The 22,438-nt window shown below is 62.2% G+C and carries 21 protein-coding genes; 12 read left to right on the top strand and 9 right to left on the bottom strand.

The window, feature by feature from the left end:
• Positions 1 to 100 precede the first annotated feature (100 nt).
• From BLV09_RS17520 to BLV09_RS17510, 3 genes are read left to right on the top strand one after another with little or no spacing between them, the layout of a single operon-like run.
• Positions 101 to 850, top strand: coding sequence for an NADPH-dependent F420 reductase (locus tag BLV09_RS17520; RefSeq protein WP_146688240.1), 750 nt, complete (start codon positions 101 to 103; stop codon positions 848 to 850).
• A gap of 13 nt (positions 851 to 863) precedes the next feature.
• On the top strand, positions 864 to 2,198 hold the full coding sequence (locus BLV09_RS17515) for an NTP/NDP exchange transporter (protein ID WP_146688239.1): 1,335 nt from the start codon (positions 864 to 866) through the stop codon (positions 2,196 to 2,198).
• Positions 2,198 to 2,902, top strand: a complete 705-nt coding sequence (locus tag BLV09_RS17510; protein ID WP_244549132.1) for a glutamine amidotransferase — start codon at positions 2,198 to 2,200, stop codon at positions 2,900 to 2,902. The genes BLV09_RS17515 and BLV09_RS17510 overlap by 1 nt, the downstream gene beginning before the upstream one ends.
• A gap of 10 nt (positions 2,903 to 2,912) precedes the next feature.
• Here the strand turns inward: BLV09_RS17510 and BLV09_RS17505 are convergent, their stop codons facing one another.
• The 3 genes from BLV09_RS17505 to BLV09_RS17495 all read right to left on the bottom strand — a co-directional run bounded on the left by BLV09_RS17505 (position 2,913) and on the right by BLV09_RS17495 (position 5,369).
• Positions 2,913 to 3,785, bottom strand: a complete 873-nt coding sequence (locus BLV09_RS17505) for an NAD-dependent epimerase/dehydratase family protein (protein WP_146688238.1) — start codon at positions 3,783 to 3,785, stop codon at positions 2,913 to 2,915.
• 38 nt (positions 3,786 to 3,823) lie between these two features.
• Positions 3,824 to 4,801: an aldo/keto reductase gene (locus BLV09_RS17500; RefSeq protein WP_146688237.1), complete on the bottom strand. Its 978-nt coding sequence runs from the start codon at positions 4,799 to 4,801 to the stop codon at positions 3,824 to 3,826.
• Between the two features lie 61 nt (positions 4,802 to 4,862).
• A complete protein-coding gene (locus BLV09_RS17495) occupies positions 4,863 to 5,369 on the bottom strand; it encodes a DUF1543 domain-containing protein (protein ID WP_146688236.1) in 507 nt (168 codons plus the stop codon).
• A 229-nt stretch (positions 5,370 to 5,598) separates the two neighbouring features.
• Between BLV09_RS17495 and BLV09_RS17490 the strand changes: the two genes are divergently transcribed.
• Entirely contained in the window at positions 5,599 to 6,336 is a 738-nt protein-coding gene (locus tag BLV09_RS17490) for an SDR family NAD(P)-dependent oxidoreductase (protein WP_146688235.1), read from the top strand.
• Between the two features lie 234 nt (positions 6,337 to 6,570).
• On the opposite strand, the gene BLV09_RS17485 is transcribed toward BLV09_RS17490, so the two are convergent.
• Both BLV09_RS17485 and BLV09_RS17480 read right to left on the bottom strand, forming a co-directional pair.
• Entirely contained in the window at positions 6,571 to 8,136 is a 1,566-nt protein-coding gene (locus BLV09_RS17485) for a DUF4403 family protein (RefSeq protein WP_146691171.1), read from the bottom strand.
• A gap of 205 nt (positions 8,137 to 8,341) precedes the next feature.
• A complete protein-coding gene (locus BLV09_RS17480; RefSeq protein ID WP_146688234.1) occupies positions 8,342 to 9,031 on the bottom strand; it encodes a L,D-transpeptidase in 690 nt (229 codons plus the stop codon).
• 262 nt (positions 9,032 to 9,293) lie between these two features.
• On the opposite strand from BLV09_RS17480, the gene BLV09_RS17475 reads away from it, so the two are divergent.
• From BLV09_RS17475 to BLV09_RS17465, 3 genes are all read left to right on the top strand, one after another.
• Entirely contained in the window at positions 9,294 to 10,349 is a 1,056-nt protein-coding gene (locus BLV09_RS17475) for a glycosyltransferase family 4 protein (protein WP_146688233.1), read from the top strand.
• A 30-nt stretch (positions 10,350 to 10,379) separates the two neighbouring features.
• Positions 10,380 to 11,069: a class I SAM-dependent methyltransferase gene (locus BLV09_RS17470; RefSeq protein WP_100383652.1), complete on the top strand. Its 690-nt coding sequence runs from the start codon at positions 10,380 to 10,382 to the stop codon at positions 11,067 to 11,069.
• A gap of 117 nt (positions 11,070 to 11,186) precedes the next feature.
• Positions 11,187 to 11,804, top strand: a complete 618-nt coding sequence (locus BLV09_RS17465; protein ID WP_146688232.1) for a hypothetical protein — start codon at positions 11,187 to 11,189, stop codon at positions 11,802 to 11,804.
• 31 nt (positions 11,805 to 11,835) lie between these two features.
• Here the strand turns inward: BLV09_RS17465 and BLV09_RS17460 are convergent, their stop codons facing one another.
• Positions 11,836 to 13,500, bottom strand: a complete 1,665-nt coding sequence (locus tag BLV09_RS17460) for an aminotransferase class III-fold pyridoxal phosphate-dependent enzyme (protein WP_146688231.1) — start codon at positions 13,498 to 13,500, stop codon at positions 11,836 to 11,838.
• A gap of 34 nt (positions 13,501 to 13,534) precedes the next feature.
• Between BLV09_RS17460 and asd the strand changes: the two genes are divergently transcribed.
• Positions 13,535 to 14,404: an archaetidylserine decarboxylase gene (gene asd / locus BLV09_RS17455; RefSeq protein ID WP_146688230.1), complete on the top strand. Its 870-nt coding sequence runs from the start codon at positions 13,535 to 13,537 to the stop codon at positions 14,402 to 14,404.
• Positions 14,405 to 14,477: 73 nt separating this feature from the next.
• Positions 14,478 to 15,242 (top strand): NUDIX hydrolase, encoded by a 765-nt coding sequence (locus tag BLV09_RS17450; protein ID WP_146688229.1) that lies wholly within the window; start codon positions 14,478 to 14,480, stop codon positions 15,240 to 15,242.
• 178 nt (positions 15,243 to 15,420) lie between these two features.
• Here the strand turns inward: BLV09_RS17450 and BLV09_RS17445 are convergent, their stop codons facing one another.
• Positions 15,421 to 16,578, bottom strand: coding sequence for a FecR family protein (locus BLV09_RS17445; protein WP_244549131.1), 1,158 nt, complete (start codon positions 16,576 to 16,578; stop codon positions 15,421 to 15,423).
• Between the two features lie 279 nt (positions 16,579 to 16,857).
• Complete coding sequence (locus BLV09_RS17440) at positions 16,858 to 17,610, bottom strand: DUF2147 domain-containing protein (RefSeq protein ID WP_146688227.1); 753 nt, start codon at positions 17,608 to 17,610, stop codon at positions 16,858 to 16,860.
• A gap of 174 nt (positions 17,611 to 17,784) precedes the next feature.
• Between BLV09_RS17440 and BLV09_RS17435 the strand changes: the two genes are divergently transcribed.
• Both BLV09_RS17435 and BLV09_RS17430 read left to right on the top strand, forming a co-directional pair.
• Positions 17,785 to 18,705 (top strand): DUF2147 domain-containing protein, encoded by a 921-nt coding sequence (locus tag BLV09_RS17435; RefSeq protein WP_167558771.1) that lies wholly within the window; start codon positions 17,785 to 17,787, stop codon positions 18,703 to 18,705.
• A 346-nt stretch (positions 18,706 to 19,051) separates the two neighbouring features.
• Positions 19,052 to 20,245, top strand: a complete 1,194-nt coding sequence (locus BLV09_RS17430; protein ID WP_146688225.1) for an extensin-like domain-containing protein — start codon at positions 19,052 to 19,054, stop codon at positions 20,243 to 20,245.
• 21 nt (positions 20,246 to 20,266) lie between these two features.
• On the opposite strand, the gene BLV09_RS17425 is transcribed toward BLV09_RS17430, so the two are convergent.
• The gene (locus BLV09_RS17425; protein ID WP_146688224.1) at positions 20,267 to 20,908 is read right to left on the bottom strand and encodes a TetR/AcrR family transcriptional regulator; all 642 of its coding nucleotides are present in this window, start codon (positions 20,906 to 20,908) and stop codon (positions 20,267 to 20,269) included.
• 185 nt (positions 20,909 to 21,093) lie between these two features.
• Between BLV09_RS17425 and BLV09_RS17420 the strand changes: the two genes are divergently transcribed.
• A complete protein-coding gene (locus tag BLV09_RS17420; protein ID WP_146688223.1) occupies positions 21,094 to 22,404 on the top strand; it encodes an HlyD family secretion protein in 1,311 nt (436 codons plus the stop codon).
• Positions 22,405 to 22,438: the final 34 nt, after the last annotated feature.

Raw genomic sequence — 22,438 nt, 5'->3', positions numbered from 1 at the left:
GTGGCTTGCGATGGCCATATTCAGTTGGCGCATTGAATAATTCGCGTTGCGTGTTGTTAGATACGTAGCCATCCGCGCTAAAAAACTGGGAGAGAAAGACATGTCCGATGCTGATCGCGCCAGCTTCAATCGCCGCTCGCTGCTGCGTGCCGGCACATTCACAGGGCTTGCTATCGCTGTCTCCGCGATCTCGCGCGGCGCTTCCGGCCAGGCGAGCGCGCCGCTGAAGATCGGCATCATCGGATCCGGTCATATCGGCAGCACGCTCGGATCGCTTTGGGTGAAGGCCGGCCATCCCGTGATGTTCTCGTCGCGCCATCCCGAAGAGCTCGCGTCGCTGGTCCAGGGCCTCGGCGACCTCGCCAAATCAGGCACGGTGGCGGAGGCGATCGCCTTCGGCGATGTTGTTTTCATCGCGGTGCCCTATGGCGCCTATCCGCAGATCGGAAAGGATTATGGCAGCCAGCTTTCGGGCAAGGTGGTGCTTGATGCCGGCAACGCGGTTGCGGCGCGGGACGGCGAGATCACCACCGAGGCGAAAGAGGAGGGGATCGGCCTGACCTCGGCGAAATATTTGCCGGGCGCGCGGATCGTGCGTGCGTTCAACAGCATGAGCTATCGGTTCTTTGTCTCGGAAGCCAATCGGGCCGGCGACCGCATGGCCATTCCGCTGGCAGGCGACGACAAGGACGCCTTGAACGTGGCGTCGACGCTGGTGCATGACGCCGGCTTTGATCCCGTCGTGATCGGGCCGCTGGCGCGCGCCAAGGATTTTGCGCAAGGCGCGCCGCTCTATAACCAGCAACTGACCGCCGCGGAAATGCGTCAGCGAGCTGAAACGATCAAGTAAAAGGTTTCAATTGATGGCACTCGCCGATGCGCCGCCTCATGCCGACTCTGCCTTCCATCGTTTCCTAAGCAAGATCATCGACGTCAGGCCGAGCGAAGGGCCGGCACTGGCGTGGTCCTGGCTTTATATTTTCTCGCTGCTGTCGTCCTACTACATCATGCGTCCGATCCGCGACCAGATGGGAGTCGCGGGCGGCGTCAATAATCTGCAATGGCTGTTCACCGGCACGCTGGTGGGAATGCTGCTGCTCAACCTGCCGTTCTCCTACCTCGTCAAAACCTTCCCGCGCGAGAAATTCATTACGATTTCCTATCGCTTCTTCAGCGCCAACATCCTGCTGTTCGCGCTGGCGCTGTATGCGGCGACGCCGGAACAGACGATCTGGGTCGGGCGGGTCTTCTTCATCTGGACCTCGGTTTTCAATCTGTTCGTGGTTTCCATCTTCTGGCAAATGATCGTCGATGTCTTCACCTCCGAACAGGGCAAGCGGCTGTTCGGATTCATCGCAGCCGGCGCCACGCTCGGCGCCATCGCAGGATCCGCTTTCACGGTGTCGACCGTCGAGCACATGGCTCCGGCCTATCTCATGATCGGCGCGGCGGTGATGATCGAGGTTGCCGTGTTCTGCGTTCGCCGGCTCTCGGTTCTATCGGCGGCGTTGTCGGAACGGCCTCAGGTGGAGCAGAACGAACAGCCGATCGGCGGAACCTGGCTTGGCGGCATTCGCGACGCGCTGTCGTCAAGCTATTTGTTGAACGTCAGCCTGTTCCTGCTGCTCTACGCGGTGACCTCGACATTCCTGTACTTTCAGCAGGCCGCGGTCGTCAGCCACGCCTTTGCCAATCGCGCGGCGCAGACCCAGTTTTTTGCGTCCGTCGATCTCGGCGTGAACATCCTGACGTTGGCGGTGCAGCTGTTTCTGACCGGCCGGATCCTCAAGCGGTTCGGCGTCGGAACGACGCTGTCGCTGTTGCCGGTGTTCAGCGTCATCGGCTTCGGCGCGGTGGCGCTGTTGCCGACGCTGTCGGCGGTGGTGGCGTTTCAATTGATCCGGCGCGCCGGCAATTTTGCGATTGCGCGGCCGACCCGCGAGGTCCTGTTCACCGTGCTGCCGCGCGAGGATCGCTACAAGGCCAAGAGCTTCATCGACACCGCGGTCTATCGGCTGGGCGATCAGATCGGCGCCTGGTCGTTTGCGTTTCTGACCTATCTGAAACTCGGATTGACCGAAATTTCTGTGGTCGCCGCGGTTGCCTCGGCTGTTTGGCTGGCCAATAGCTGGTGGCTTGGCCGCAGGCAGGATATTCTGGCGCGACAGCAGGAAACACGAGCAGAGATATCGAGCTGATGCGACGTTCCGCGATTGCGCTGCGCCATGTGGCGTTCGAGGATTTGGGTCTGCTTGCGCCGGTCATGGCGCGCGAGGGCTGGGATGTCACGTTCCGTGAAGCCGCGACTGACGATTTGCGTGAGGGTTCGATCCGGGACGCCGGATTGTTGATCGTGCTGGGAGGCCCGATTGGCGCCTACGAGACCGATGCCTATCCGTTTCTCAAATCCGAGCTGGAGCTGATCGAGCACAGGCTATCGCGCAATTTACCGGTGCTGGGAATTTGCCTTGGCGCGCAACTGATGGCGAAGGCGCTGGGCAGCCGGGTCTATGGGGGGCCGATCAAGGAGATCGGCTGGGGCAAGGTTGAATTGACCGGCGAGGGGGCTGCATCATGCCTGAGCCCGCTTCGGGAAGACGGCGAGGTTGTGCTGCACTGGCATGGCGACACCTTCGATTTGCCGCGCGGCGCGCAACGGCTGGCATCGAACCGGCATTATGAGAACCAGGCGTTCGCTTATGGACGCCACGCGCTCGCGCTTCAGTTTCATCTGGAAGCCGATCCGCGGCTGCTCGAGCAGTGGTATGTCGGCCATGCCGCCGAACTCGCCGCGGCCAAAATCCCGGTGGCTGAACTAAGAGCGGCGACGGCGAAAATCGCTGATGGACGCGCGTCGCTGGCGGATCGCGTTTTCACCCGCTGGCTTCGCGAGATCGGTTAGCGCTCGCGCTTCACGTCCGCCATGTGTGCTGCGGCGCGTAGCCGAGCACGCGGCGGGCCTTTTCGATCGAAAGCAGGGTATCGAACGGACCCATCTTGGCGTCGACCGGCACGCCGGGAAAATGAGCCGCCATCAATTCCGGGTTCGGAATCTTCATCAGCGTATCGGCCGCCGCAATCGTGAAATGATCGGCGCCGGAAACGTCCGCCTCGAGCCCTAGCCGGCAGGCCTGCGCGACATCCCGGCTATCGACCCAGCTCCACAGATTCCATTTCCGCAGCGCCGGATCGTTCCAGAACGATGCAATCGATTCATAGTCGCGCTCTTCGAAGATATTGGAGATGCGCAAGCCCACGAAATGCGTGCCGGGATTCCAGCGGTGCATCTCGCTCGCCATCTTCTCGCACAGGATTTTCGCCAGCGCATAGCCGGTTTCCGGCGCCAGCGGATGCTCTTCGGTGACCGGTGCGAAGGCCGGCGGCGTCCGGGTAAACGGCAGGCCATAGATGGTCTCGCTCGAGGCCCAGACGACGCGCCTGATGCCGGCACGCACGGCTGCGCTGAAGACGTTGTAGGTCGTCATCATGTTGTTCTGGAAAATGGTCGCATCCGGCGCCAGGCCCGGCGCCGGAATGCCGGCCATGTGGATCACGGCCGACGGCTCGCCAAGCAACGTACGACGCCGGTCGACCGTGCCGGCCAGTAGCCTCAGGGCGTCGATGGCCTGGCCGAGGTCGTTGAGATCGGCCTTCATGAAGTGGCACAGTTGTTCTGCCGGCGCCACCGTATCGACGTTCATCACCTGATAGCCGTGCTTGAGCAGTTCGCGGATCGCTGCCCGGCCCGCTTTGCCGCTTCCGCCCGTCACGATCACGCTTTTCATGTGCGGCCTCTTGTTTTCTGGAACGATCGCTGTTTCGATCAAAACCCCGATACGCCGCGCGGCACATAGGGCTTTTCGAGCGCCGTGATTTCCTCAGTGGTCAGTTTCAGTGAGAGGGCGGCAACCGCGTCCTTCAAATGCTCCGGTTTCGAGGCGCCGACGATCGGAGAGGTCACGCCCTTTTTCTGCAGAACCCAGGCGAGCGCGACCTGCGCGCGCGGCACGCCCCTTGCGGTCGCGACCGCGCTGACCTGATCGATGATCTGGCGATCGGATTCCGGAAATTGGGTATAGAGCGTCTTGCCGTATTCGTCGGTTTCCTGGCGCGAACTGGTTTCATTCCACGCCCGCGTCAGCCGGCCGCGCGCCATCGGACTCCACGGCATCACCGCAATGCCCTGATCGACGCAGAGCGGCAGCATTTCGCGCTCTTCCTCGCGGCTCAGCAGGTTGACGTGATCCTGCATGCTGACGAATTCGGTCCAACCGTTCAGACGGGAGGTATAGAGCGCCTGGGCGAACTGCCAGGCGTACATATTGGAAGCGCCGATATAGCGGGCCTTGCCGGCTTTGACGACGTCGTGAAGCGCCTCCATCGTCTCCTCGATCGGCACCGTCGGATCGGCGCGATGAATCTGATAGAGATCGACGAAATCAGTTCCAAGACGACGCAGGCTGTTGTCGATTTCGCCAAGGATCGCCTTGCGCGATAATCCCGCGCCGTTCGGCCCCGGCCGCATCCGGCCGTTGACCTTGGTCGCGATGACGACGTCCTCGCGGCGCACGAATTCCTTCAGTGCGCGGCCGACGATTTCCTCCGAGGTGCCGTCGGAATAGACATTGGCGGTGTCGAAGAAGTTGATCCCGAGATCAAGCGCCTGCCGGATCAGCGGCCGGCTCTTCTCCTCATCGAGCGTCCACGGGTGAGGGCCGCGATTTGGAATGCCGTAGGTCATGCAGCCGATACACAGCCGCGACACGCCAAGGCCGGTCTTGCCGAATTTCACATAGTCCATGGTTCCACTCCTTGAGGTCGATGTTTTTTGAATGTGTGCGGTATCTTGTTTGATGTAGGCGCTATCCCAGCGGCAGATAGAGGCATTGAAAGGCAAATGGCTTTTCTACGGTGGCAGGCTCGAGCGCGAGGGCGCATCCGTAGTTCTCCATCAAGGCAGTCAGGTCGACGGCCTTTTCAATCTCGAAGATCCGGTCCTTGTGAGGTTGCACCCAATCATTGACCTGTTGCAGTGCTTTGTGTTTCGCGGCCTTGATATCGGGCGCGACGACCAGGACGTTCTTGTGCAGTTCGCCGAATTCCTGCGGATTATATCCGCCGAGGTTCACGAAGAAGAGGCTGGAGGACGTGTCATTCCGTGGCGTTCTGGTCACCGCGACATCGAAGCCGTCGGCCTGTTCGACGATCCCCCAACTATCCAGATGAAGGCTTGTGGGGTCACCCCACCATTGCCGGCGCAGACCGTCGTAGCAATCTTCCGGCGCCGATCCGACCGAGAAACGGATATCGTGCAATTCGATATTTGAATTGCCGCAATTGCCGCCGATATAGAACATGAACAACTTCATCGTCACCCGTCAGCCGACGCTTGAAAATGCCGGCCTCATTGCGCCTGTTATTTATCAGAGATCAGCGCTTGCGACACGGCATTGGCGCGGCGTTCGGCGCGGAGCACTTATTCGCTGGCGTGCATTGACTGGCTGTCAGGTCGCATCACTGTGTTCCGTCGTATATAATGACCAGGCAACAAGCGCGCTATTTGCTTTGGGCGTATCGCTGACGGAGAGGATCGAGACCATGACTGTCACACCGGATCTGAACGGCCATGTCGCACTGGTAACCGGCGGGTCGCGCGGCATCGGCGCTGCGATCGCCATTGCGCTGTCCGAGGCGGGTGCGGCTGTCGCGGTCAATTATCGTGAGCGTGCGGCCGACGCCGATGCGGTGGTGACGAAAATTAAGGACAAAGGCGGCCGCGCGATCGCTGTCGCCGCTGATGTTTCACAGGGCACCGCGGTTGCGGCCATGGTCAAGCAGGCGGCAGCAGCGCTCGGTCCGATCGACATCCTCATCAATAATGCCGGGATGGCGATCGTGCGCGGTGTCGACGATCTGACCGAAGCGGAGTTCGACCTGACCATCGCGGTGAACCTGAAATCGGCATTCCTCTGTACCCAGGCGGTGCTGCCCGCGATGCGCGCGAAAAAGTGGGGACGCATCGTCAATATCTCTTCGGGCGCCGCGCGCGGCGCCGGCGCCATCGGCGTGCACTACAATGCCTCCAAAGCGGGCATGGAAGGATTGACCCGCGGCTACGCCGCACGGCTGGTCAAGGAAGGCATCACCGTCAATGCGGTGGCGCCGTCGCTGATCGAGACCGACATGATGCGCGGCCGGACCGATCTCGCCGCAAGGATTCCGCTCGGGCGCATGGGGCAGGCCGATGAAGTGGCCCAGTCGGTCCTGATGCTCCTCGGCAACGACTACATGACCGGCCAGACCGTTCACCTGAATGGCGGCATGTCGTTCAATTGAACGTCTGGAGTCGGGTGGCTTTTATCGAAGCGGGCTGTCTTTTTACCTCTCCCCGATGGGGAGAGGTCGATTTGCTCCTGGCGATGCGAAGCATCGTCCAGTGCAAATCGGATGAGGGTGTGCTGCTCTCATGAGAGACCGTAACCCCCCACCCGAACCCTCTCCCAATGGGAGAGGGGGGCAAACTTCCGTTGACGCTCAAGCTCGATCTAATCCCATGCCTCGGCCGTAGCGTCACAGGCCGCGTAACGCCGTGACGGAAACATTCATCGAGCCATTGGCTTCCACGATCACGCGCAGCGTCCTGGAATCGAAGGCGATGTAGGCGAGTTGCGCGCTGGTAATGGCCGCCGTTACCTTCAGGTCGTCGTCGTTCTTCTGGAAATCCGCGATCGCCGCGTTGATCTTTTGCTGGGCGTTCGCGGCGAACGGCTTGAGGTCGACGACAGCCTTGTCGGCCAGCACCTGCTGCAGCCGCGGCATCGCCTCGCGCGCCGCAGCGCCGAGCAGGCCGAACGCGGCCTCCGATTCGACCGCGAGCTGAACATCCGTCAGCCGCAGGGTTTGCTGTACTGGATCAAGTACCGGCCGGCCCCAGATCTGCACCGTGGCGTCGGCGCCGAGCCCAAACCAGCTCTTCTTTTCCTTGGCATGCACCAGCAGCGAGATCAGCAGCCGGTCTCCGGATGCTGCGACGGTGGCGTGCTTCACGGTGACATCCACCGCTCCCGAACCGTCTTCAGGAAAGGTGCGGCCGACCAGTTGCGCTTCAATGATCTTGTTGATCTCGGTGAACGGCATATCGATCGGCACCCCGATATTGACCCCTCCCGGGGTCGGCGGGATGATGGATATCTTGTCGGGGAACGGGCAATCCGGTTTGGTCTGCTCCGAGGTGATGCGGGTCTCCGCCTCGATGCCCATCGTCACCGTCAGCGCCGAGGCATCGACGGTCGGTTGTACGGCAATCGCGCGTGTCGGGCGCAGCTCCAGCCACAGCGGCGGCAGGGACGAACCCGCGCCAGCGCTCTGCAACGGAATCGAGCGGCAGATCTTGGCCCATTGCAGCCGTGCGTTCTGCTCGAACGCCTGGTCCTTGCGGATCCGGTCCGCGACCACTTCGAGTTGATCGGTGACGTTTTTGTCGATCAGCGGCTTGACCTGGGCGGGAATATTGATGCGCGCGCCGGCCACCGAAAGGCTGGTGTCACCCAGGTTCACCTGCGCGGCGAAATTCGGTTCGAAGTGCCAGGCCGCCGCAAGTTTCGGCCGCGAGGTGATGGTCACGCCACCCTTTATTTCGGCGCTGGCGTTCAGGGCCTTGATGTTGACGCTGCCGATTTCCTTGGCGGCCTTGTCGCCGAGCAGGCTGCCAAGCGCGTTGACCGCGCCGGTTGCCTTCGACGACAGCGAACCCGTGACATTGAGCGTTCCGGTCAGCGCCGTCGCCAGCGACAATACATCCTGCGCACCGGTGGCCGTGACAGGTCCGCGCGAAGCGGTCCAGCCGATATCGGCGTTCTGCAGGATCTGCGACACCGCATTGTCGGCCTTGCCCTGGAAGGTGCGCGGCACCCCGCGATCGGCGGCGTCGCGAATCGCGCTGAGCGATATCGAGACCGGTGCCAGCACCACGGAGCTGCGCGTCGCCGGCGGCAGCGGCGGCAACTCGGCAAGCACCGGCCCACTGACCGCGCCGCGCGCCGACAACCAATCCATGACCTTGAGGCTGGCATAAAACGAGACGGCGATCACTGCGATGGCAAGCAGGATTGTCTTGAGGCGAAACGGCAGACGCATCATCCCCCCGGGCTGATTGAACAGGCGAGTCTACAGGGTGGATTCCGTGGGCGCCAGAGTGGCGGGTGCGCGGTTTCGGCGGCTGCGCACGGTCTCGACACGCGCTGGCCATAATCTCGCAAGGTTTGTTGCCGGTCAGAAATGAAAATGGCGCGGAAAACCGCGCCATTTTCGTCATCGAATAGTCCGCCGATCGGCCTTGGTGTCAGCTTCGCTTGTCGCCCGCATTGGCCGCCTGCCGGTTCATCGGCAGCACGATCACCCTGGTTCCGACATTGACCCGCGAATAGAGATCGCTGACGTCCTGATTGGTGAGACGGATGCAGCCGGACGAAACATGCGTCCCGATCGTCTCCGGCGCGTTGGTGCCGTGAATGCGATACACCGTGCCGCCGAGATACATCGCGCGTGCGCCGAGCGGATTGCCCGGGCCGCCGGCCATGTGGCGCGGCAGATAGGGTTGGCGTGCGATCATTTCCGGGGGCGGGGTCCAGTCCGGCCACTCGGCCTTCTTGGTCACGGCCTGCACGCCCGACCAGGTGAAGCCGTCGCGGCCGACGCCGATGCCGTAGCGGATCGCGTGGCCACCGCCGAGCACGTAATAAAGATAGGTATTGGGCGTATCGATGATGACGGTGCCGGGCGCCTCGCGCGTCGGATAGCTCACCACCTGGCGCTTCAACCGCGCCGGCAACTCGATCGCACCACTCTCGTTTTCGTCGGGCGCAGCCTGCACCGGCGGCGGCGCCGACTGGACGGGGGGCGTCAGTATAAAGGGAAACAGCGGCAGCGGTGTCGCCGCGGCTGAGGCGGAAAATGCAACCGCACCAATCGCCAGCGCGCCGAGAGCGGCGGCATAGCGGGAATTCAGCATCGATCCAATGGGTCTGAGCATGTGTCGTTCCCTGTTTGATTTCACGCATCTCGTCGGCGTGTTGTTGCCGCAATCATTAACGGCCGCCGGTTTCAAAACGTTTGCGTGAAAGGGGCAAAAAGGTTTCGTCGGCGTTATCTATTGTTTCATGACGGTTTCATGAGGGGTGCGGGGCCGCAGGGTTAACGAAAAAACCGCCTAACATTTCGATGACGTCATACGCCTGAAATATCCTTGGCCGAACGTCGGGGGAGTGAGAATCAGGAAGCTCTCAGGCCCCGCGATGCGGATTTTAGTTGCGACCGATGCTTGGCATCCGCAGGTGAACGGCGTGGTTCGCACGTTAACTTCGCTTGCGCGCAGCGCATCGGCGCTGGACGCCGAGATCGAATTTCTGACGCCTGACGGATTTCCGTCCATGGGTGTCCCGACCTATCCGGGACTGCGTGTCGCCTGGCCGAACCGGCGCGAGATCGCCAAAAGGATCGAGAAGGCCGCGCCGGACGCGATCCATATCGCGACCGAAGGCCCGATCGGGTGGTCGGTCCGGGCCTATTGCCGCCGCCGGAAACTCGCCTTCACGACCTCCTACACGACGCGGTTTCCGGAATACATCCAGGTCCGCACCTGCATTCCGGCGAGTGTGGGCTATGCGGTGCTGCGGCACTTTCATGCCGCAGCCGCCATGACGATGGTCGCGACGGCTTCCTTGAAACAGGAACTCAGCGCACGAGGTTTCAGGAAGCTTGGCTTCTGGACCCGCGGCGTCGACACCGATCTGTTCAGGCCCGACGAGCCGGCGGAGCTTGATTTGCCGCGGCCGATCTTCATGACCATGGGCCGCGTCGCGGTCGAGAAGAATATCGACGCATTTCTTTCGCTGGACCTGCCGGGAACGAAGGTCGTGATCGGGGATGGACCGCAGCGCGCCGAGCTGGAGCGCCGCTATCCCCAGGTGAAATTCCTCGGCGAAAAAACCGGCAAGGATTTATCGTCGCATTTGGCGGCCGCGGATGTGTTCGTGTTTCCGAGCCTCACCGACACGTTCGGCGTGGTTCAGCTCGAAGCCCTCGCCTGCGGCACGCCGGTTGCCGCGTTCCCGGTGACGGGGCCGCTAGACGTGATCGCGGACCATCCCATCGGCGCGCTGGACACCAACCTGCAAAACGCCTGCATCCGTGCGCTCGGCATGTCGCGTGAAGCCTGCCGGAATTTCGCGCTCGAGCGTTCCTGGGAAAACAGTGCAAGACAGTTCATCAGCAATCTAACCGCGTTGCATCCAAGCCGTTCGCTGCAACCTGCCCGCCGTGTGGCGAGCAGAACAGCTGCGCGCGGCTGATCAACCATCAGGACAGTGAGTAGAGACACCATGGCGCAAATCATCAAACTTGACGACACCCGGCCGCTGGATATCAACCGCGAGATGGTCGAGAAGGCCTATGATCGCTGGGCTCCGGTCTATGACCTCGTGTTCGGAGGGGTGTTCGGCAAGGGCCGGAAGGCGGCCATTCTCGCCACCAACAGCATCGGCGGACGCGTCCTCGAAGTCGGCGTCGGAACCGGCATCTCACTGCCGCAATATGCTCCGAATCTCCGCATCTTCGGCACCGATATCTCGGAGGCCATGCTGCGCAAGGCCAAGCAACGCGTCGACGAGCTGCACTTGAAGAATGTCGAGGGCCTCGCGGTCATGGATGCCGAGAAACTCGAATTCCCCGACAATTCATTCGACGTCGTGATGGCGCAATATGTCGTCACCGCGGTGCCGAATCCGGAAGTCGCGCTGGATGAATTCGCACGCGTGTTGCGGCCCGGCGGCGAGATGATCCTGCTCAGCCGGGTCAGTGCCGACGCCGGCATGCGCCGTTTCATCGAGCAGCGGCTCCAGCCGGTGGTGCGTCCGCTCGGTTTCCGCACCGCCGAGTTCGCGTGGTCGCGCTTTGCGCAATGGTTATCGGGCGCGCATGGCATCGAATTGATCGAGCGCCGGCCGGTGCCGCCGCTAGGCCACTTCTCGCTGATTCGTTTCCGCAAGATCAAAGCGGCCGCGGCCGCCTGATCCGCATCCAGCTGCGTCAGTTGCACAGTTGTGTGACGTCACATGTCATTATGATGATGTCACATCCCGTACATCGAATCCCGGTAAAGAAAACACAGACCTGATTTGGGGGAGAGAATGATCAAGAACTTCCTGGAAGCATTGCGAACCCAACGCTGGGATGACCATCGCTACTATCATCACAGCCGCATCAATCAGAGCCTGCACTTCGTCAGTGCCGCCAGCTTTCTGATCGGCTACGTGATGCTGTATTTCGATCCGGTGGCGTCAGCCCTGATCGGCTGGCTGGTCTCCATGACCACGCGACAGGCCGGTCATTTCTTCTTCGAGCCGAAGGGGTACGATCACGTCAATCAGGCGACCCACGAGCACAAGGAAGAAATCAAGGTGGGCTATAATCTGCAGCGCAAGATCGTGCTGATGACGATCTGGGCACTTTCGCCGCTGGTGCTGTATCTAGACCCGACCTTGTTCGGAATGTTCAAGCCCTGGGCCTCGCCGGCCGACTTCATGCGTCAGGTCGCCAAGATCTGGCTGGTGGTCGGAGCAGGCGGACTGCTGTTCCGGACCATCCATCTCTTCTTCATCCGCGACGTCGAGACCGGGCTGGTCTGGATGACCAAGATCCTGACCGATCCGTTCAACGATCTGGTGCTCTACCGCAAGGCCCCGCTGTTCCTGCTAAAGGGCGAGCTGATCGATCCCGGTCTTGAGAAGCACGTCAGGGCGGCTTGAGACTTAGTTGAGCGAGAAGGCGGCCGCGGATTCACCGCGGCCGTCTTCGCATCACCATCTCCCGGAGAATCCGCCGGCGGATGTTCTTGTTGGTAAGTGAAGCATCGCGCCACCACCAGCCATCCTGCTTCATCTTGGTGGCCGCGGTGACGAAGCGGCTCGCGACTTCGGCAAAATCGGCATCTGTATAGTTCAGGCTGAAGATCAGGCGGCCGGTTCCGACCCAGCTCAGCGCCAGCAGCTCCGCCCGCAAGTAATATTGAAGCATCCAATTGTAGCGCGACGGCTCGGTGTAATGGACCATCCAGATCGACGAAAGATTGCTGAAGCGGACGGGCAGATCCTGCGCCGCCATCATCTCGTTCAACTGTCGCGCCCGTTGATCCCAGGTGTCGTCGAGTCCATCGTAGACCGTACGGAACGCGGGATCGTCGAGCCGGTTGAGGAATTCGTCCATCGCCATCATGACGTAGGGATGCGAATTGAATGTGCCGCGCGCAAAACAGACATCGGCGGGACGATCGTCGCGAAACCGCCGCATCAGATCCTTCCGTCCGCAGACCACGCCGACCGGCAGTCCCCCCGCGAGGCTTTTGCCGTAGGTCACCATGTCGGCATGCACGCCGAAATATTCCTGTGCGCCGCCGGGCGCGAGCCGGAAGCCGACAAATACCTCGTCGAAGATCAGGACAATATTTCGCTCGGTGCAGATCTGCCGCAGCGATTTGAGCCATTCGCCATAAGCGGCGCGGTCGTAACGGCTGGCGCGCGAGCTGTCGACGAGTGCGGAATCGCCGGGCGCATTGGCGTTGGGATGCAGCGCCTGCAGCGGATTGACCAGCACGCAGGCAATGTCGTTGCGCGTTTTCAGGACATGGAGTGTTCGCTCCGACATGTCGGCCAGGGTGTAGGTCTCGTGCGGCGAAACCGGATTGCCGACGCCGGGCTGCACGTCGCCCCACCAGCCGTGATAGGCGCCGGCGAAGCGGACGAGATGGGAGCGGCGGGTGTGATAGCGCGCCAGCCGCACCGCCTGCATCACCGCTTCGGTGCCGGACATGTGGAACGAGACTTCATCGAGTCCCGAAATCTCGCACAATCGCCGGACATTTTCGACGATGATGGGATGATAGGGGCCGAGCACCGGGCCAAGCGCATGCGCGCGCGTCTCGGCGTTGGCGATGCACTCCTTGTAGAAGTCGTTGCCGAAGATATTGACGCCATACGAACCGGTCAGGTCGTAGAAAGTGTTGCCGTCGAGATCGGTGACGGTGACGCCGGCCGACGATTCCATGAAGGCGCCGGTTCCCAGATGCTCGCGGACCAGCCGGCTGTACTGGAACGGCACCCGGTAGGCTTCGGTGAATTGCAGGTCGGAGATTCGACCCGCGGCTTCCGCGGTCAGCTGCCGGCCTTTGGCGAAGCGCTCCTGGTAGAGCCCGGCGAGCCGGAAGAAGGCGTCCTGGCGCTGGGTGCCAACCGTTGCGGGTGCGCCGTCGGAACGGAAGAAATCATTGATGTCGAATTCGTAGAACGGGAGCATGCGCGCGACCAGGCGCGATATCTTGGAATGTCCCGTCAACGATCGGTGCTTGGCCCGCGACAGCGCCAGCCGCGCCTGCAATTTGGGGAAGACGGCCGCGGCGCCAGCTACCGCAGCGGTGGACAGAGACAGAATCGGAAAGGGCGAATCCATGCCACCAGCGCTAGCGTCACCTGCTGACAGATTCATGACAATCAAGCGCCTGATTTCTTCGCTGACGCAGCAGGAAAACCTCAACTTTCTGCTGACCAACCGCATCCCGCGCGCGGCGCTGACGCGCTTCATCGGCTGGTTCAGCAAGATCGAGCAGCCGCTGATCCGTGACCTGTCGATCGCCTGCTGGCGGCTGTTTTCCGATCTCGATCTGTCCGAAGCGCGCAAGACGGATTTCAAGAGCCTGCATGATTGTTTCACGCGCGAACTGCGCCCCGGCCTGCGCCCGTACGACCCGGACGCCTCGATCGTGGCCAGCCCCTGCGATGCCATCATCGGCGCCTTCGGCAAGATCGCCGACACCGAATTGTTTCAGATCAAGGGCGCGCCTTACTCGCTGCTCGATCTGCTCGGCGATCCCGCTTTGGTCGAGGCGCACCGCAACGGGCGCTTCATCACCTTGCGGCTGACCTCGAGCATGTATCACCGCTTTCATGCGCCCTATGACTGCCGGATCGAGCGGGTGACGTTCATTCACGGCGATACCTGGAACGTCAATCCGGTCACGCTCAAACGGATCGAGCGATTGTTCTGCAAGAATGAGCGGGCGGTGCTTCAGACCAGGCTTGCGACCGGAGAGGCGCTGACGCTGGTGCCGGTAGCGGCCATCCTGGTGGCGAGCATCCAACTGCATTTTCTCGACAGGCTGCTCAATGCTCAGACCAGGGGGCCAACGGTGTTTTCTTGCGATGCCGATGTCCGCAAGGGCGACGAACTCGGCTGGTTCGAGCATGGATCGACCATCATCGTGCTCGCGCCGGATCATTTCGAGTTTTGTGACAACGTGTCGGACTCGGCACGCATTCGTGCCGGAGAGCCCCTGATGCGAAAATCGCCCGCATAACTGGCGTTGTCGCCACGCGTCCTTATATATTTATGTTCGAATCCGATTCGAAATCGCAAACATGGGACAAGGGATGGCGCGAACGCCTGTTCTGGCAGCAGGAGGCATTGTGCTGCGGCAGGAGCGAACTCCGCTGATCGCGGTGGTGCGCCTGCGCAAGCGTAATGAATGGGTGCTGCCCAAGGGCAAGCTCGATGACGGCGAGACGCCGCGCGCCGCCGCCAAGCGCGAAGTGCTGGAAGAAACCGGCCATGATGTCTGCGTGCACGAATTTCTGGGGACTCTCGCCTACGAGGCCGGCGGCAGGTCGAAGGTTGTTCACTACTGGCGCATGGAAGCTGGCAGCGAGCCGGTTCACGAACTGATGCATGACGTGCGGGCCGTCGACTGGCTGCCGCTTGAGGCTGCGGTCGAGCGGCTCTCGCGCGGATATGAGCGAGCCTTCCTCGCCAATGTGGGGCCGATCGCGCTTGAAGCTGCCGCACTTGCCAAGGCGGCGTCGCGGCCGAAGGCAAAGCCGCCTATGCCCGAGAAGCGCCGCGCTCGCCGCACAGCACCGCCGCCGCCTTTGATTTCCGAACCGGTACCGGCCGCGCCGCTACCCGATTCCCCGGTGCCCGCGCCAGAGGAAGTCGCATTGGTTACGGACGAGGCGGTGGAAGCCGAAACGCCGGTTGATGCGATCGAAGCAGAGCTCCTACCGGAACAGGCCGAGCCAAAAGCCACATTGCCCGTTACGACATCGGGATCGACGGAGAGCGATGGGCCAAGTCCGACTGAACCTGCGCGCAAGAGCCTGGTGCAGAAGATGCGGGATTGGCTGGGGCGCGCGGCCTGATCCGCGAGGACACCTAACGGGCGCTGATACGAAATCCTTTTTCGACCGTGGCGATCAAGCTCGTCATGCCCGGCCTTAGTGGTCTGCCTTGTCTGCGCTGTCAGGCATCGACGTCTTTGGCGCAATGCAAGGCGTGGATGGCCGGGACGAGCCCGGCCATGACGAAAAGGGAGTCGCGCTACCGCCTTTCCTTCTTTTCCTTGGGCGGCGGCCGCCGCTGCAATGCGGGCCTGTTTTGCAATCCGGGCCGCTGTACGCCGGGCGCATTCGGCTGCCGCTGCTGCACACCGGGAGCGTTCGGCGGCCGTTGCACGCCCGCCGGTGGTGGCACTTGTCCCGGACGGTTCTGTACGCCCGGTTCGCGCGGCAGACCTTGCCGTTGCGGCTGACCGTTCTGCCGCTGCAAGCCGGGCTGACGCGCGGGATTGTTGCGCAGATTATTCCGGTTGGGATTGGCTTGCCGCAATGCGCGCTGCTGGCTGACGATCTGACGACCGACGTTCTGCGCCGCATGGACCTGGCGCACGATGCCCTGGTCGCGCAGCGCCTGCTGCGGCGAAATCGCCAGCGGCACCGCGCTGAAACGTCCACCGGCGCCGGGCCGGATCGTAAAGCCGCTGGCGCCTTGCGTCAGCGAGCCGAGCCGCGCACCGGAGCGGTCGCTGATCTCGATCTGTCCGACCCTGCCGTCGGCGTCGGGATAAAGCTTGATCGCGACATTGTTCGCATTGTTGGCGGCCGCGCCTTCCGGCACCTCGACCAGCCCGGTGGTGCCGCGAATGCCGAGCGTTGCGGTCGGCGTCGCTATTCTCATGTCGCCGGTTTTGGCGACGGAAGCCGCGGCAAAGGCCACGGTGCCCTTGACGATGTCGAACAATGCGGCGTTCTGCTTGCCGCCGTCCTCATACACATAATGATCGACGGTAATGCGCGCGCTGGCGGTGAGGTTGAACGTGGTCGCATCATTGAAGGTGACGCCGAGCGTGGAATTCGCCGATGTCTGCAGCACATCGTTCTGGAAAATGTCGTCCTGCACCTTGAGCGGCGTTGCCGCATTGTTGCGGGTGACGGTCGCATTGCCTGTCAACGTCGCCACGTTTCCGATCGGCTCATCTGCCGCCGCTGTCGCAGCCGGTGAGGGCGCGGCTGCGGCGGGAGCCGCAGGGGTTTGCGGCGCTGGCGCCGGTTGCGCCTGCGCGAGTTGTACGAGATCGCTCTGTGCGCTCGATACGCCGCCTCCGCTGTCGATCTGCGGCGCTGCGAAACCATTCGCCGCTCCGTCTAACGTCAAACAGGTAATGAGCCAGATTGCGGAGATGAATCGGCGCTGCGTCACGATAAAGCCCCTGGCCCAATGGAATAGCGAACAAGAAATTTGCGGGAGTTCAGCCTTGTGCGGCTGAACGTCAGATGAATGCGCCGGAGTCTAACCGGTTCTGATTGAACCAGAACCAGACAGACTCTGTTTTTGCCTTGATGCGTTTTCCTCGCGCGAACCGGTACACTTTGCTTGAAAACGCCATATTGGTGTCACGTCAGGACAAAGCGATCAAGCGCTGCGTTCCGGATTAACGGAACGCAGCGCTTTGCTTTCGGACAGGCGATCGCTTTGGTTTTAGCTGATGCGCTTCCAGGTCTGGCCGCCGCAGAACACGCCGCCGAAGGCGCAACCCTGAACCTTCAGGGCGTTGGCGCCCTTCATCGCGATCGTGGAGTCATAGTCGCTGCCGCTGTCGGGATCGTGAATCTGACCGGTCCATTTGGCGCCTGACGGCTTCATGCTGATCAGGATCTTCTCACCGGTGTTCTCGGCATATCCGCACAGATTTGGTCCGCACGGCTCGATGCGAACGTTGCCCTTGTTTTCTTCCGTGGCCCAGAGGCCGATCGGCGTGGTCGGCGCCGGAGCGGGTGCAGCGGCGACAGAGGCCGGTGCCGGCGCGGCGGTCGCGGTTGCGACAACAGCGGGAGCCGCCGGTGCAACATTGGTAACAACGGGAGCTGAAGCAGCCGGAGCATTCGTTGCCACCGTCGCCGGAGCGGGCGGGGCGTTGTTTGCGACGGGTGCTGCCGGCTGAGGCGCCGGCGCCTGAGCGACCGGCGCGGGGACTGGGTTCTGCGCGGGCGGCGGATTTGAGTTGTCGGCGACATCGTTATCGTCGTCGTTGTTGAAGCCCTTTAGTCCTTTTAGATTGAAGCCGGAGCCGGAGAGGCCGGGGGACGAGATCTGGATGCACGACAGCGAGTCGCAATTCCGCGGCGCCTCGATATGGATCTTGTGTCCCTGGATCTCGAAGGAAACCGAATTGCCGGCATGGGCGGCGGTGCTGGCCATCAGCAGCGCGGCGACAACGTAGAATTTTTTCATGTGAGCCTCCGGGTGGCTTGTGAACTCGCGCGGAACCTACGCGCGGCCGACGTCAGCTTCTGTGATGCGCATCACAAGATAATGGACATGCGCGCTGTTGGATTCGGGGTGACCCAAATCACATCCAGAAGCTGCCTCTCACGCCTAGTTTCTCGGGCATGCTGGGAGGCTCCGATGAAACGATCCTGTTTTTTCGCCGTGCTGATGATGCTCGGTTCACCGGTCTACGCCGCCGATTCGATTTCGTTCGTGGTCGGTGGACACAGGATCCACATCGAAGCACAGCACCATTGCAATTCGCTGTCGTGCGTCTCGGTATCGATTCCAGGAATCTACCAAACCCGCAGAGCGCGTGAGCGCTATGATGATGGCGGCACCGTTGCTGCGAGGACACCGCCTGCGCCAACGCCGGTTTCAACCGTTTCGCCCGCCAGCAAGCCGCCGGTTCAACCCGTCATCTGCGCCGCACCGCCCCCACCGGCTCGACCGGCCGCTCCCGCGATACAGCCGGTCGTCGCGCCGCCGCAGCCGGAGCCGCAGATTCAGCCACCGCCAATTCAGCCGTTGCAGGTTGAACCACCACCGCCGATCGAGCCGGTGAAGATCGTGCCCGCATCGCCGCCGCAGCCGACTCAGCCAGTTCAACAGGTCGTGGAGCGTCCAGCCGAAGTGACGCCGCCGATACCGGCGGCTATGCCACACATCATCAAGGCTTCCCAGCAAGTGGAAGATGAGCCAGCCGATACCCCGCTCGGTGATTGGCAGACCGAAGGAAAAAAAGGCACGGTGCGTATCGAGCGCTGCGGTCAGTCGCTGTGCGGATATGTGCTCGATCTATCGTCGAGCAACAAGGGCGATACCGTGCTGATCGACATGAAGCCGAAATCGGCGTCCGAATGGTCCGGCAATGTCTATAGCCGCGACAGCGGCAATACCTATTATGGAACGATCGCCATGAAGGGACCGAATTTGCTTCGGGTCGAGGCCTGCGCGATCGGCAAGTTCTGGTGTTCCGGCAACGACTGGGGCCGGATCGACGTCAAGACAGCGAAACTGATTTCGTCGCGGCAGACATTGCCGGAGCCGCGGTCGTAACGGCGAAGATAAAAAAACCGGCGGCTGGGATGAACCAGACCGCCGGGGGAAGAAATTCTGGGCGTGCTGACGCGCTAGATGATGCCGAGCACGATCGCGCCCACGAACGCGAAGGCAATATAGGCGGTCACAACGCTCAGTTTGCCGACGAAAGTCACAGGAAACCTCCCTGGTTCACGTCGCTGCCCGCTTAACGCTGGAGGTGGCGATCCGTTCCCACCGAAAAAAGTCAGCAGCGCTGTTCCATCGGAACCGGCGGCCGCATCGCGCCATCGGCAACGTGGTTAAAGAGTCGTGAAATCAAGTCGTTGAAGAGTCCTTAAATAAATTGGTTGAAGTTGCGCGGATGACGCGCGGAGTTCGTTTGTATCTCGTCGGCTCCCTGGTCCTTGTCTCTCTTGCGGGTTGCGGTCGCGGCTTTTTTCAGGTCGAGGAACGCGAACCGTGGCGGGCCGAGGCCGAAATCGCGTGCCTGAAGTCCGGCGCGGTGAAAGAGAGCGCCGATCTCGTCCGGATCGACCCGATTTCAGGACCCGGTGTTTGCGGCGCCGAGTTCCCGCTCAAGGTTGCGGCGCTCGGCGAGAGCAGCGGCAGTTTCGGTTTTGCCGATGATGATTTGCGGCCGCCCGCACCCATCGGCAATCAGCCGCGCTGGCCGATCACGCAGCCACCGCGGCCGCAACCATCGACGCGGCAGCCTTCGTATGGTGCACCGTCCAGTGGCCCGATTTCATTGTCGGCGCCCGGCGTCGCTCCCGAAGAAGATGAAATCGAGCTGCCCGCCGAGGGGACACCAGATGCATCCGGCGCTCGGCAGCCTTATCCGAGCACGCAGACCTATCCGCCGCGCGATCGCTATTCCCAGCCTTATTCCGAACGCCCCAACGTTGCTCCGGCGCTGCCGCAAGCGCAAAGCCTGCCGCGGCTCGGGCCTTCGCAGCCGAACTCCGTTGCGGCATTCGGGCCGGTCGCGGTCAAGCCGGCCGCGACGCTCGCCTGTCCGATCGTCTCAGCGCTCGATCGTTGGCTGGCCGATTCCGTGCAGCCTGCAGCACAGCGCTGGTTCGGCGCGCGCGTCGTCGAGATCAAGCAGATTTCCGCTTATTCCTGCCGCGGCATGAATGGCAATTCCCACGCGCATATTTCCGAACACGCGTTCGGCAATGCGCTTGATATCGCCGCGTTCACGCTCGCCGACGGACGGCGCATCGCGGTGGAAACCGGCTGGAAGGGGATGCCGGAAGAGCAGGGCTTTCTGCGCGACATCCAGGCCGCGGCCTGTCAGCAATTCACCACCGTGCTGGCGCCCGGATCCAACGTCTATCACTACAACCACATCCACGTTGATTTGATGCGCCGTGCGCACCGGCCCATCATCTGCGAGCCGGCTGCGATGTCGGGCGAGGAAGTTGCTGCGCGGGCCGCGCAACGCAACCCCTATGCTTCGCGCGAACCGATGGTCACGGGATCGCTGGGCGGCAGCAAAGTATCGTCGCGTCGGCAGAAGGCCAATGAGGAAGACGAACTCGAAGACGAATAGCGCGCGGCAAAACCGGCGCGATCATTCGTCCCTGGGGCGATAGCCGGCGAGAAACATCTGCGTTGCGCTTTCGATCACCTGCGTGATGCGCTCGGGTGACGGCGGCGGTGCGGCCTGAAAAATAAACGGCAGGAACAACGACGCCTGACACATCAGCATGAATTGCGACGCCGCGAACTGGCAGTCGCCGATCGCGAGCTCCTTCATGCTCACCCGCGCCTCGAGATAGGAGGCGAGGCGACCGATCATCTTCTCCAGCACATTCTCGTAATAGCGGCGGCCGACATCCGGCATCCGCTCTGCAATGGCCATCACCGTGCGGATCGCCGACCCGCCGCCGGGCCGGCACAGCAACTGGATATAGGCCTGGCCGAATTCGCGCAGCGTCGTCGGCACGTCGCGTCCGGGGTCGAAGTTGAATGCAAGTCTGCCTTGTTCGAGGGTCTCTTCCTCGACGATGGCCTCGAACAGCCGGTTCTTGTCGGCGAAATAGACGTAGAGGGTTCCCTTGGAGACCCCGGCGGCGCGGGCGATTTCGCCCATGCTGGCGCCGTCAAAGCCGAAATCCATGAAGACCTTTTTGGCGCCGTCGAGAATCTGGCGGCGCTTCGAACTATCTTCCTCGCCGGCGAGGCGTAGGGTGTTAGGGTGACCTGCAACCATTGGTTTATCTTCTCTGAAGAAATTCCGTCCCCGGCAATGCCCTGGAAGGAACTGGCGTCTTAGGGTCCGTCGCACATAAATATATCTTGACCGAACGGTTCGGTCAATGATAATTCTGGATTTGGCGAGGAGGCAGGGCCAGTTTGGCTGCGCTTGCCTCGCACCGTGACATTGGGGAGGCCGATATGGCCGCAGCGAGAGACCAGGCCGCACGTATCCTTCGTGTCGAGCCGGATACAGCAGAGGCTGAGCCGTCGCACGACGTTGCCGCGGCGCTCGCTGAAAAGCTGCGGGCGCAACTCGCCGAAGACACCGTTGCGCGCCATCCTGTGGAAGTGCCGGAGAAGCCGGTAACCGAAAAGCCGGCCGCCGCGCCGGTCGCGACCGCGACACCGGCGGCGCCAAAATCCGGCAAACGCAAACTGGTCCTGATGGGGATCGGTGCAGCGCTCGCGCTCGCCGCCGCAGGCTACGGCGTGCATTATTTCCTGGTTGGCCGCTTCTTCATCAGTACGGATGACGCCTATGTGCGCGCCAACAACACCACGCTTGGCGCGCGGGTATCGGGTCACGTCGCCGCTATACTTCCTGGCGATAACGCGCTGGTCCGGGCCGGCGATGTCGTCTTCAAGATCGACGATGGCGACTATCGGATCGCGGTGGACGCGGCGCGCACCAAGATCGCGACACAGCAAGCCACCATCGACCGTATCGGCCGGCAAGTCACTGCGCTGGAAAGCGCGGTCGAGCAGGCCAAGGCGCAGCTCGCTTCGGCGGAAGCCGGCCTGAAGCGGGCCGGCCTCGACTTCGATCGCCAGCAGGATCTCAGCAACAAAGGATTTGCCTCGCGTGCCACCTTCGAGGTGTCCGAGGCCGGGCGCGATCAGGGCATTGCGGCGGTAAAGTCGTCGCAGGCTGCCTATGATGCGGCGCGCGATAATGTCGAGGTTACCAAGGCGCAGCAGGTCGAGGCCCGCGCCCAACTCGCTGAACTGCAGACGTCACTCGCCAAAGCCGAGCGCGACCTCGACTTCACGTCGGTGCGCGCGCCGGTCGACGGTACCTTCTCCAACCGTCTGGTCTCTACCGGCGACTTCATCGTGGTGGGACAGCGGCTTGGCAACGTCGTGCCGCTCGATGACGTCTTCATCGACGCCAACTACAAGGAAACCCAACTCAACCGCATCCGTCCCGGCCAGCCCGTGACGATTTCGGTGGATGCTTACGGCCATCGCAAGTTCGCCGGCTTCGTCGACAGCGTTGCGCCGGCGGCAGGCTCGGTGTTCACGCTGTTGCCGCCGGATAACGCCACCGGCAATTTCACCAAGATCGTGCAGCGGCTTCCGGTTCGCATTCGGGTTCCGAAGGATGTCGCCAGGCAAAACCTGCTGCGCGCGGGCATGTCTGTTTACACCACGGTCGATACCACGGCCGGCGCCAAGGATGCCGACAATGACGCCGACCTCGACTCGCCGACGATGATCCATCCACAATGAGTTGCGCATCGGGCGCGCCCGATCGCGCGCCCGC

Origin of the sequence: Bradyrhizobium canariense (assembly GCF_900105125.1) — a bacterium.
GTDB classification, from domain to species: Bacteria; Pseudomonadota; Alphaproteobacteria; order Rhizobiales; family Xanthobacteraceae; genus Bradyrhizobium; species Bradyrhizobium canariense_A.
This window is presented reverse-complemented; position numbering and strand designations above follow the sequence as displayed.